We start from the raw sequence: 11,427 nt of genomic DNA, 5'->3' as shown, positions 1-11,427 counted from the left end.
GCAGATGCGGGGCCGTCATGCTCCAGAGGGTACCGGAGGATCGGATCGCTCATGCCGCCCGCAGGCGGCCGAGCGGCGATCGACCGCCCATCAGCTCATCGGCTGGGCGATATCGGCAATACGGTAGCCGGCGCTCTGCACGGTGTGCAGCAGCGGGCGGTCGAACGGCTTGTCGATGATCTTGCGCAGGTTGTACAGATGGCTGCGCAGGGTGTCCGAGTCGGGCAGGCCATTGCCCCAGATCTCGCGTTCGATTTCCTGGCGGGTCACCACACGCGGCGATTCGCGCATGAGGATCGTCAGCAGGCGCAGGCCGATCGGCGAGAGCTGCAGTTCGGTGCCGGCACGGGTGGCGCGCATGCTGACCGGATCGAGCACGAGGTCAGCAACCTTGAGCACTTCCGAGCCGACCTGGCGACGCTCGCGGCGGATCAGCGCGCGCAGGCGGGCTTCCAGTTCCTGGATCGCGAACGGCTTGGTCAGGTAGTCATCGGCGCCGAAGCCCAGGCCGGTGAGCTTGTCGTCCAGCGTGTCGCGCGCGGTCAGCATCAGCACCGGCGTGGACTTGCGGGCGTCGTTGCGCAGGCGGCGACAGACTTCGATGCCGTCCAGACGCGGCAGCATCAGGTCCAGCACGACCACGTCGTAGCTGTTCTCGGCCGCCAGACGATAACCGTCCAGCCCATCCTGGGCGTAGTCGACTTCGAAGCCGCGCCCTTCCAGGTACTCACCGATCATCTCGGAAATATTACGGTTGTCTTCGACCACCAGCACCAGGCCGGAGGTCTCCTTTGTCTGACGCATGGGATTCCCTCTTTCTTCAGCTTTGTGAAACATGCCGCATCGCCAGTGGACGCGGTGTGAAGTTCCTCACACACCGATCAAAGCAAGGGTTTGAGCAGCGGCCAGACGTTGTCCAGCACCTGCGGCTGCGCAGCTGCGGTGGGGTGCAGCCCGTCGGCCTGCATCAGGTTGGGCTTCAAGGCCACCCCTTCGAGCAGGAACGGCAGCAGCGGCACGTCGTACTGTTTGGCGAGCTCGGCATAGGTCTGGCGCAGGCGCTGGCGGTAGGCCGGGCCATAGTTGGGCGGCACGTCGATGCCCAGCAGCAGCACCTTGGCGTCCGCCTTCTGGCTGGCCACGATCATCTTTTCCAGATTGCCGCGCAGTTGCGCCGGGGTCAGCCCGCGCAGCGCATCGTTGCCGCCCAGTTCGATCACCACCACCGACGGCCGGTGCTTCTCCAGCAGCCCTGGCAGGCGAGTCAGCGCGCCGGCGGTGGTTTCGCCGCTGATGCTGGCATTGATGATCGCCGGCGGCGCCTTGATCTGTTGTTTGACCCGCTGCTGAAGCAGGTTTACCCAGCCCGACGCGGCCGGGATATTGTGGGCGGCACTGAGGCTGTCGCCGACCACCAACACCGCCGCACGGGTGTCCGGACCTTTGGCACAGGCCAGCATCGGCATCAGCAGCAACCCTGCCAGCAGCCAGCCCATCGAGGCCACGCGGCCCTTTCCACTTGCTTGGTTCATTGGAGAATCCTCATCGACAGCCTGTCCCCCCGCAGCGCGCCCGTCGCCATCGCCGCCCATAACGTGGGCAAGTCCGCACGTGGCCCGGAGGGTGAAGTCCACATACTGGACAACATTGACATGACCGTCCATGAAGGCGAGAGCGTGGCTATCGTCGGCGCTTCAGGTTCGGGCAAGACCACCCTGCTCGGCCTGCTCGCCGGACTGGACCTGCCCAGCCACGGCACCATCGCGCTGGCCGGTGCCGAGCTCAACACGCTCGATGAGGAAGCCCGCGCGCAGCTTCGCGCACGCGAGGTCGGCTTCGTGTTCCAGAGCTTCCACCTGCTGCCGGCACTGACCGCCGAAGAGAACATCGCGCTGCCGCTGGAACTGGCCGGCCGCGAAGATCCCGCGCGGGTACGCGAGGTATTGGAACAGGTCGGCCTGGGCCATCGCGCGCGTCACTACCCGCGCCAGCTTTCCGGTGGCGAGCAGCAGCGTGTGGCGCTGGCCCGCGCGTTCGTGGCGCGGCCGCGCATCCTGTTCGCCGATGAGCCGACCGGCAGCCTGGACCAGACCACCGGGCAGCAGATCAGTGACCTGCTGTTCGCGCTCAACGCCACCAGCGATACCACCCTGGTGCTGGTCACCCATGACCTGCGCCTGGCGCAGCGCTGCGAGCGCATCTACCAGCTCGACGGTGGCCGCCTGGCCGACACCGTTGCCGGCGCAGGCGCAGGCGCATGAATGTCGTGCGCCATGCGGCGCGTGCACTGCGCCGTGAGTTCCTGGCCGGCGATCTGCTGACGGTGTTCGCCGCGCTGGTGTTGGGCGTGGCGGTGATGACCGCCGTCGGGACATTGGTCAACCGCGTGACCCTGGCACTGACCGGCAGCGCGGCGGAGATGCTTGGCGGTGATCTGGGCCTGAGCGGGCGCGAGGACATTCCGCAGACCTTTGCCGATGCAGCGCGCGAGCGCGGCTTGGCCAACACGCGCATGGTCAGCTTCCCCAGCGTGCTGTTCCATGGCGATGACAGCCAGATGGCCAACATCAAGGCGGTCGCCGATGGCTACCCGCTGCGCGGTGAACTGCGGGTCAGCCGCACGCTGCATGACAGCGCCAGCGAAACCGCCCGAACGCCGCCACCGGGCCAAGCGTATGCCGATCCCCGCCTGATGCAGGCGCTTGGCCTGCAGGTGGGCGATGCACTGGAATTCGGCGCGGGCACGTTGAACGTGACCCGCGTGCTGCAGGCCGAGCCGGACACCTCCGGTGAGCTGATGCAGCTGTCGCCACCGCTGCTGGTGAACCGCATTGATGTGGATCGCGCCGGCCTGCTCGGGCCGGGCAGCCGCGCGTCCTATCGCATGATGTTCGCGGGTGACCAGGCGCAGATCGAGGCCTTCCGCGAATGGCTCACACCGCAGGCCAAGGGCTACCGCATTGTCGGCATCGCCGACGCCCAGCGCGGTGTGCGTGGCGCGTTCGATCTGGCCGGTCGCTTCCTGTCGCTGGCCGCGCTGCTGGCGGTGTTGCTGGCTGGTGTCGCCACTGCGCTGGCCGCCAACCGCTTCGCGATGCGACGCATCGATCAGGTCGCGATCCTGCGCTGCCTGGGGGCGCGCCAGCGCGACATCCTCACCGCGATGGCGCTGCAGCTGGTGATGCTGGCGATACCGGCCTGCCTGGTCGGTATCGGGCTGGGCATGGCCGCGCAGGCCGGGCTGGTGCAGGCACTGGGTGGGTTGATCCCGAACCGCCTGCCCCTGCCGCAGGCCACACCGGCACTGAGTGGAGCCGGCATCGGCCTGGTGCTGCTGCTGGGCTTTGGCCTGCCGCCGCTGCTGCGCCTGCGCAGCGTGCCGCCGATGCGCGTGCTCAACCGCAGCTTCGCCGCGCTGCCGCCGAGTTCGATGCTGGTCTATGCCGCAGCATTGGCGGCCACCGTGGCGCTGACCGTGCAGGCCACCGGCGATGTAAAGCTGGCCGCGTGGGTGCTGGGCGGGCTGGCCGCGCTGGCCGCCCTGGCCGGTGCGCTCGGCGCGCTGCTGCTGTGGCTGCTGCGGGGGCTGCAGCCGCGCCTGCGCGGACGCTGGAAGCTGGGGCTGGCCTCGTTGACGCGACGCCGCGGGCTGGCGGTGATGCAGCTGGTCGGCCTGTCGCTGTCGCTGTGTTCGCTGCTGCTGCTGTCGGTGATCGGTCCGGGGCTGTTGGCGCAGTGGCGCGATCGCTTGCCGACCGATACACCGAACTACTTCCTGATGAACATCCAGCCCGAGCAGCGCGATGCCGTGCTGGCCACGCTGGGTGGGCTGGGCGTGGCATCACCGGGCATCGAGCCGTTCAGTACCGGCCGCCTGCTGGCGGTCAATGATCGGCCGCCGCAGCGGCAGGCGCGCGAGGACAACAGCAACGAGGATGACGATGCCAACCGGCCGGTCAATTTCTCGTGGCGGCATGATTTCCCACCGGCCAATACGCTGCTCAGCGGCACGTTCTGGAAGGCGGGCAGCACCGCGGCAGAGGCCTCGATCGAACAGGGCTGGGCCGAACGCTACGGGATGAGGCTGGGCGACACGGTGACGCTGCAGATGGGCGATCAGGACCGCAGTTTCACGATCACCAGCATCCGCAAGGCGGACTGGGATTCGTTCCGGGTCAACTTCTTCCTGCTGCTCAACGAAGGCGCGGTTGCCGATGCGCCGTACAACCTGATCACCGCCTTCCATCTGCCACGCGCGCAGGCACCGGCACTGGCCGGGCTGACGCGGGAGTACCCGAACATTTCACTGTTGGATATCGACGGCATCCTGGAGCGGGTGCGCGAGGTGGTGGATCGGGTGAGCCAGGCGGTGCAGCTGGTGATGGGCTTCAGTCTGCTGGCCGGGCTGCTGGTGTTGCTGGCGGCGTTGCAGGCCACCGCCGGTGAGCGGCGCTACGACAGTGCGGTGCTGCGTACGCTGGGGGCGACGCGCCGTCAGCTGCGCGGTGCGGTGCTGGTGGAGTTCGGTGCGCTGGGGCTGTTGTCGGCGTTGCTGGCGGTGGGTGCGGCGGCGCTGCTGGGCACGGTGGTGGCGCGGCAGGTGTTCGAGTTGACGCTGAGTCCGCCGTGGGGGCCGTTGTTGGTGGGCGGTGGGTTGGGTGTGCTGTTGAGCATGGTGGCCGGCTGGTGGGGCACGCGGCGGATTCTGCATACGCCGCCGGCGTTGGCGCTTCGGGAGGCGTGAGTTTGGGGCTGCCCGGACGCCCGGCATCCATTCACTGCCTTTTTCATCCCATGCTGCTTCAGGACAGCAATACTTTGATGATCGCCGCTTTCCGGGGGCACCTGAAGTAAAGGCGGCGTTCGGGTTGCCCCTTGGTGGCAGCGTTCTTCGCGCTCAACAAATGAGGGCGCAACGCGCCCTTACCTGCAGCGTAGAGTCATGTTCAGCGGCAATGCCTGAGCCGAGCGTGGCTCGGATCTACAGAAACAGCCACTGAATGGAAAAAACATCGCCTGAGGGACTCTGCTTATGTGTCGCCTTCCAGCCACTGCACGAAGCGGTTGAAGTCCGCTGCAACCACGTCATGCTCGCCAGTTTCATGCGACCAGCGCACCACGGCGTCATCGCTGCGCCGCAGACACCACACATCGCCATCACCGCATTGGGCGATCGGCAGCAGATCGGAAAGATCATGCGCGTCGTGCACATCGCGCCACTCGTGCCACGCTTCGTGATAGTGGCGGGCGATCGAGTTCCAGGTCTTGCGTGGATCGCGCGAATCCAGAACCGGCAGCAGTTCAACACTGTCAAGTGCGCGGCCATTGTTTTGCAACAGCCATTGGGCGTACTGGGTTGGCAGCGCGAAACCCAGCTTCTGTTCTTCCACGCGCAGGGCCTCGGGCGTGGTACCTATGATTCTCTGGCGTGACATGGCAGGACCGTGATCAGGAGCGGAGCATGCTGCTTCATCCTCCAGGTACCAGCAAGCCGGTTATCCGCCGTCGGCACCAGAAGGTCAGGCGCTGAGCGTGTGGGCCGAGCAGGGCTCGGACCCATAAGAAACCGCAGGTCTGCCGGCTACCCTTCTTTCGGTGCCTTTTGCACGTACGTGGCGAAGAGCTCGTCTACCTGCTTGTCCTCCACCGGCTTGCCGTCCTGGATGTCCTGGGCCTGGGTGAACAGCGGGATGATCATGGCCATGCCGTCGGGTTTGGTTTTCAGGTGCACGCCCGGTGCCTGCCCGAGGAAGCCGTCCCAGCGCTGGCGCACCTTCGCCCAGTAACCCGCGGTGGCGGTCCAGTAGGCGTAGGCGGGTGTGAAGTCCACCTCGGTGGTCTTGGTGTACTCATTGAAGCCGAACTCGCGGGCGATCGGCGTTTGGCTGCCATCGGGGCCGCGCTGGATCTTGGTGTTGAACTGTTCGTGGGTCCACCCGTTGGGCGTGCGCGTGTGCCGGTTGATCACGGCCAGGGCGTTGTAGTCGCTGCGGCGGGTGTATTCGCGGCGCGGCAGGGGGCGCCAGCTGAGGTCGCCGGTCCACTCGGCGATGCCGTTGTCGTAGGTCCAGCGGCCGGTACCGCAGTAGCGCGGTGCGTCGCTGACTTCGTAGACGCATTGGGTCCAGGCACCGGTGGTGAGCGCCGTGGGAATCGGACGCACGTGCCAGGTCTGGTCGGCGGTGAATTCGAATCGGGTCGGTGCCTGATAGACCCAGTCCTGGCGCCAGTGCTTGGTGACGTGGCCACTCTTGGCGTCGACCAGCAGGTGCTGCAAGACCACCCGCTTCGGCGTTTCTTCAACCACGATCACCACTTCGTTGCCGCCGGTGCGCACGGCCGGGGCGCGTTCGTAGCCGGGTTGGAGCAGCACGGTTTCGTCAAAGGCGAAATCGACGGTGTATTCGCCCTGCATGGCCAGGATGCTGGCGCGGTCGCGTGCGGGGTCGGCCGGTGTGGCATGCGCGCTGGCGGTGAGCGCGAGCAGCAGCCCTGCCAGGGCGAGCGAGTGCGTCATTGCAGCTGGATCACCGGCATGCCGTCGACCGTCCACGGTCCGCTGCGGCGCGCCGCGGTGGCGCAGCAGCCGTCGTCGCCCCATAGCTCGCCTTCGGCGCCTTCAACGTTGCCGATCCGGCGCGCGGTGCTGGCGCCCAGCGCGGACAAGGAGGCCAGGCTGGCGGCCAGTTCGCGGCGTTCGCCGACCTGCAGGCGCAGCGCGCACATGCGCCATGCGTCGTTGCCCAGGCGCACGGCGAGGCGTCGCCACAGGCGCTCGGCGACACCGGCGTCGTTGACCGGTTCGGGCCGTGCGGGGAAGGCGGACACGAGGCGATCCCAGGCGAGGAAATCGCTGTCGGGCAGCAGATACAGGCGCCAGCAGCAGCGGCCGCGGGCGTCGACGAAGCACAGGCTTTCGCGGATGCCTTCGCTGTCCATGCCCTGGCAGGCATGCGCGGAGACGGCGTGTTTCCAGCCACCGAGTTCACTGCTGTCCGGGCGGTACAGGCACAGCACGGTGCCCAACGAGGCCAGTTGCGCGGCCGATGGCAGGCCGGCGATGGGATGGCGGCCCGGTGGGCGGCCGACGGAAAGGGCACGGCTCATGGCGGTCTACCTGCAATCGGCGGTTGCGGGGGGAGACCCTCGACCCACGCCGTGGACCGGAGCCAACGGCGGAGTGTCGAGGGGGAGAGAGCTGGGGGAGGAAAGGCCGTTACTTGGTCAGGATCAGCTTGTCGTTGCTGGTATGACGCAGGCGATAGAAGCGGTCGCCGTGATGGATCAGGATTTCGCGGCGCCCCTTGAGCAGGGCTTCGCTGTCGATCACTTCTTCCGGCGGGACCACGCGGACCGGACGGTCGCGGAGGGTCAGCGTTTCGGGGCGCAGCAGTACAGCAGCTTGAGTGTTCATCGTCTGGACTCGTTGCGAGGGGCGATTCAAATGATAATGATTCTCAGTTGACAATCAACAACCATTCTCACTTTGATTGATGGCATTAATGATCGAATGTTAAAACTCGATAGTCTCAGTCAATCGCCTCAGGCAAGCGCGCCCTGTGTGTGGTCGCCCGTCGCGTGAGCTGCAGAGCCGGCCAGCGGCCAGCACTACCGTGGAGGGACGGCGCCTGTTCCAGGCGCCCTGCTCCGTTCTGCCAAGCATCCGAGCTCTGCTCGTCCCGTTCTATCTCCCGCCATACCATCGGTAGTGCCGACCGCTGGCCTGCTCCCCGGATCCCGATACACGCGATCAGGCAAACACCGCTCCCACCTGCTGCCACACGCTTTCATCAAGCTGCTCGAACAGCGCCAGTGCGCCCAGGTTCTCTTCCAGCTGGCTGACCCGGCTGGCGCCGAGGATCACGCTGGAGACATTCGGATTGCGCAGGCACCAGGCGATCGCCAGCTGCGCCGGCGAGACACCCAGCTGCGCGGCCAGTGCGGTGTAGCGCCGCACCCGCTCCATGCGGTCACTGCCGTCGTCCAGCACCTGCGCCTTCAGCCAGCCCAGCTGTTCCTGGCCCAGCCGCGACTGCGGGTCCACGCCGGCGTTGTACTTGCCGGTCAGCAGGCCCGAGGCCAGCGGCGACCAGATCGTGGTGCCCAGGCCAGCCTCGGCATACAGCGGCGCGTACTCGCGCTCCACCCGCTCGCGGTGCAGCAGGTTGTACTGCGGCTGTTCCATCGAGGGCGCATGCAGGTTGCGCGCGCGGGCGATGTCCACCGCCTCCTGGATCTGCGCGGCCGACCACTCCGACGTGCCCCAGTACAGCACCTTGCCCTGGCGGATCAGGGTATCCATGGCCTGCACGGTCTCGGCGATCGGGGTGTCCGGATCCGGGCGATGGCAATAGTAAAGGTCCAGGTACTCCACCCGCAGGCGCTTGAGCGCGGCGTGGCAGGCGTCGGTGACGTGTTTTCGCGACAGGCCGTGCTGGGTCGGGCGCGGGTCGTCGACGGCGCCGAAGAACACCTTGCTGGAGACGCAGAAGCCATCGCGCGGCAGGCGCAGGTCGGCGATCACATCGCCCATCACCTGCTCGGCGCGGCCGCGGGCATAGCCTTCGGCGTTGTCGAAGAAATTGACCCCGGCATCCCAGGCGGTGGCGATCAGCTTGCGGGCCTCATCGCGGCCGATCTGGTCGCCGAAGGTCACCCAGGCCCCGAAGGACAGGGCCGAGAGCTTCAGGCCGGTGGAGCCAAGACGGCGATAGAGCATGTGGTTCTCCTGCTGCGGGCCCGCGACCGGGCCGGATCGATGCCGGTAAGTGTAGAGCGGGGCGGCGCAGTTCCGCGCGGCTTACCGCGGCAGCGGTCTCACGCCCCGTGACACGCCACACGGAAACCACGCCATGCCTTGCCGATACAGGCCCGATCACGACCGATCGGCTCGCGGACGCTGCTTTTCCTTGCCCCGCCCCTGCCGCTGCTCTAGGCTTCCCGTTTTTCGCGGCGCCCCAAGGGAAGTCTCATGGTCGAAGGTTTGGGCAGGATTGGCTTCGGCCTGTTCGGGTTGGCAGTGCTGATCGGCATTGCCTGGTTGTTCTCGAACAACAAGCGGGCTGTCGACTGGCGCCTGGTCGTCACCGGTATCGCACTGCAGATCGCCTTCGCGGCGGTGGTGCTGCTGGTCCCGGGTGGCCGTGATGTGTTCGACGCGCTGGGCAAGGGCTTCGTCAAGATCCTGGAGTTCGTCAACGCCGGCTCCGGCTTCATCTTCGGCAGCCTGATGGACACCAGCCAGTTCGGTTTCATCTTCGCCTTCCAGGTGCTGCCGACCATCATCTTCTTCTCGGCGCTGATGGGGGTCATGTACCACCTCAACGTGATGCAGATGATCGTGCGCGGCATGGCCTGGGCGATCACCAAGATCATGCGCGTGTCCGGTGCGGAAACCACCAGCGTCTGCGCCAGCGTGTTCATCGGCCAGACCGAAGCGCCGCTGACGGTGCGTCCGTACATCGCCAAGATGACCCAGTCCGAGCTGATCACGATGATGATCGGCGGCATGGCGCACATTGCCGGCGGCGTGCTGGCCGCATATGTGGGCATGCTCGGTGCCGGCGATCCGGTCGAACAGGCCTTCTACGCCAAGCATCTGTTGGCCGCGAGCATCATGGCGGCCCCGGCGACCCTGGTGGTGGCCAAGCTGCTGGTGCCCGAGACCGGTACCCCGCTGACCCGCGGCACGGTCAAGATGGAAGTGGAGAAGACCTCCAGCAACATCATCGACGCTGCCGCAGCCGGTGCCGGCGACGGCCTCAAGCTGGCGCTGAACATCGGTGCGATGCTGCTGGCCTTCATCGCCCTGATCGCCCTGATCAACGCGCCCCTGACCTGGCTGGGTGACATCACCGGCCTGGCCGCGCTCATCGGCCGCCCGACCGATCTGTCCACCCTGTTCGGCTTCCTGCTGGCCCCGATCGCCTGGGTGATCGGCACCCCGTGGGCCGATGCCACCACCGTGGGCTCGCTGATCGGCCAGAAGGTCGTGATCAACGAGTTCGTGGCGTATTCGGAGCTGGCCAAGATCATCCGAGGCGAGGTGCCGGGCACGGTGCTGTCGGCCGAGGGCCGCCTGGTCGCCACCTATGCGCTGTGCGGTTTTGCCAACTTCAGCTCCATCGCGATCCAGATCGGTGGTATTGGTGGGCTGGCGCCGGAGCGTCGCCACGATCTGGCCAAGTTCGGCCTGCGTGCCGTGCTCGGCGGTACCATTGCCACCTTCATGACGGCGACCATCGCCGGCGTGCTGACGCATTTCAGCTGATATCCGTTCCCTGAGAAACAGTCTTTATGAGTAGCAGTGTCGTCGTAATCGGTTCCTTCAATGTGGATCATGTCTGGCGTTGTGAGTCGCTCCCGGCCCCGGGTGCGACCATCGCCGGCCGCTACAGCACCGGTCCCGGCGGCAAGGGCTTCAACCAGGCCGTGGCCGCCCGCCGTGCCGGCGCGCCGCCCACGTTCCTGTGCGCGCTGGGCGATGACGCCGGCGGTGCGATGGCCCGCGGCCTGGCCGAGCAGGACGGCTTCGCGCTGACCGCCGAGGCCAGCAGCGAGCCGACCGGCACCGGCGGCATCTATGTCGACAGCCGCGGCCGCAACACCATCGTGATCGGCCCGGGCGCCAACGCCGCGTTGAGCCTGGACTTCGTCGAACAGCAGCGCGCGCTGCTGGCCGGCGCCAAGGTGGTGCTGGCGCAGCTGGAATCGCCGGTGGAAACCATCGAGGCCGCCCTGGCGATCGCGCGCGAGGCCGGTGCTACCACCGTGCTCAACGTGGCGCCTGCCGATGCCCCGTCCAGCATCGGCCTGCTCAAGCTGGCCGATGTGCTGACCCCGAACGAGACCGAGTTCGCTGCCCTGCTCGGCCGTCATGTCGGCGAGCGCGTGGATGCCAACGACGTCGCCGCGCTGGACGGCGCCAGCCTGCATGCGCTGTGCCGCAAGCTGGTCGGCAACGGCACCGTGGTGGTGACGCTGGGTTCGGTCGGTGTGTTCGTGTCGCACGCTGAAGAGAACCTGCGTGGCGATACCCAGCCGTACTACCGTGTCGGCGCCGAGCAGGTGCAGGTGCTGGATACGACCGGTGCAGGCGATGCGTTCAACGGTGCGCTGGTTGCCTCGATTGCGCAGGACCCGGAGGCGGCGTTTGCCCGCCACGTGCGTTTCGCCAATCAGTTCGCCGGTCGTTCGACCGAGAAGGAAGGCGCCGCCGCGGCGATGCCGCACTTCACCCCGGGTGATGCCGAGAACAAGTAAGCGTCTCCGGTGTGGATACCAAGAGGCCAGCGTTCGCGCTGGCCTTTTTTTTGGTTTTTCTCCCAGCGTCTCGCTGTGGATCTGGGCGCGTCTCAGCTGGGTCTGCCGCGAGCGTAAGGGCCCCGTAGCGACCGGTAGGCCCCTTGGCAAATGTCCCCCGGCCGC

General features: G+C 66.9%; 11 protein-coding genes. 4 read left to right on the top strand and 7 right to left on the bottom strand.

Annotation, left to right across the window (positions count from 1 at the left end; all coding sequences use genetic code 11):
* Positions 1 to 90: 90 nt before the first annotated feature.
* Positions 91 to 804, bottom strand: a complete 714-nt coding sequence (locus ACE026_RS06905; protein ID WP_019182442.1) for a response regulator transcription factor — start codon at positions 802 to 804, stop codon at positions 91 to 93.
* A gap of 77 nt (positions 805 to 881) precedes the next feature.
* Positions 882 to 1,532 carry an arylesterase gene (locus tag ACE026_RS06900; protein ID WP_259261870.1) on the bottom strand — a complete coding sequence of 217 codons (651 nt, stop codon included), beginning with the start codon at positions 1,530 to 1,532 and terminating at the stop codon, positions 882 to 884.
* Between the two features lie 120 nt (positions 1,533 to 1,652).
* Here ACE026_RS06900 and ACE026_RS06895 point away from each other — a divergent pair, with 120 nt between their 5' ends.
* Complete coding sequence (locus tag ACE026_RS06895) at positions 1,653 to 2,261, top strand: ABC transporter ATP-binding protein (RefSeq protein ID WP_486038484.1); 609 nt, start codon at positions 1,653 to 1,655, stop codon at positions 2,259 to 2,261.
* Positions 2,258 to 4,744, top strand: coding sequence for an ABC transporter permease (locus tag ACE026_RS06890; RefSeq protein WP_486038483.1), 2,487 nt, complete (start codon positions 2,258 to 2,260; stop codon positions 4,742 to 4,744). Before ACE026_RS06895 ends, ACE026_RS06890 begins: the two co-directional genes overlap by 4 nt.
* Positions 4,745 to 5,030: 286 nt before the next feature.
* On the opposite strand, the gene ACE026_RS06885 is transcribed toward ACE026_RS06890, so the two are convergent.
* The 5 genes from ACE026_RS06885 to ACE026_RS06865 form a co-directional block, all read right to left on the bottom strand.
* A complete protein-coding gene (locus ACE026_RS06885) occupies positions 5,031 to 5,435 on the bottom strand; it encodes an SMI1/KNR4 family protein (RefSeq protein WP_486038482.1) in 405 nt (134 codons plus the stop codon).
* 146 nt (positions 5,436 to 5,581) lie between these two features.
* Entirely contained in the window at positions 5,582 to 6,517 is a 936-nt protein-coding gene (locus tag ACE026_RS06880) for a DUF6607 family protein (RefSeq protein WP_486038481.1), read from the bottom strand.
* On the bottom strand, positions 6,514 to 7,107 hold the full coding sequence (locus ACE026_RS06875) for a Hemin transport protein (protein ID WP_486038480.1): 594 nt from the start codon (positions 7,105 to 7,107) through the stop codon (positions 6,514 to 6,516). Before ACE026_RS06875 ends, ACE026_RS06880 begins: the two co-directional genes overlap by 4 nt.
* A gap of 109 nt (positions 7,108 to 7,216) precedes the next feature.
* Complete coding sequence (gene hemP, locus ACE026_RS06870; RefSeq protein ID WP_486038479.1) at positions 7,217 to 7,414, bottom strand: hemin uptake protein HemP; 198 nt, start codon at positions 7,412 to 7,414, stop codon at positions 7,217 to 7,219.
* A 336-nt stretch (positions 7,415 to 7,750) separates the two neighbouring features.
* Positions 7,751 to 8,719, bottom strand: a complete 969-nt coding sequence (locus ACE026_RS06865) for a potassium channel beta subunit family protein (protein ID WP_486038478.1) — start codon at positions 8,717 to 8,719, stop codon at positions 7,751 to 7,753.
* A gap of 252 nt (positions 8,720 to 8,971) precedes the next feature.
* Here ACE026_RS06865 and ACE026_RS06860 point away from each other — a divergent pair, with 252 nt between their 5' ends.
* Positions 8,972 to 10,270 carry a NupC/NupG family nucleoside CNT transporter gene (locus ACE026_RS06860; RefSeq protein ID WP_121042760.1) on the top strand — a complete coding sequence of 433 codons (1,299 nt, stop codon included), beginning with the start codon at positions 8,972 to 8,974 and terminating at the stop codon, positions 10,268 to 10,270.
* A gap of 26 nt (positions 10,271 to 10,296) precedes the next feature.
* Positions 10,297 to 11,262, top strand: coding sequence for a ribokinase (locus ACE026_RS06855; protein WP_486038477.1), 966 nt, complete (start codon positions 10,297 to 10,299; stop codon positions 11,260 to 11,262).
* Positions 11,263 to 11,427 lie beyond the last annotated feature (165 nt).

It is taken from the genome of Stenotrophomonas sp. AGC87, assembly GCF_057333975.1.
The sequence above is the reverse complement of the archived record's forward strand: the minus strand, read 5'-3'. Positions and strand labels throughout refer to the sequence as shown.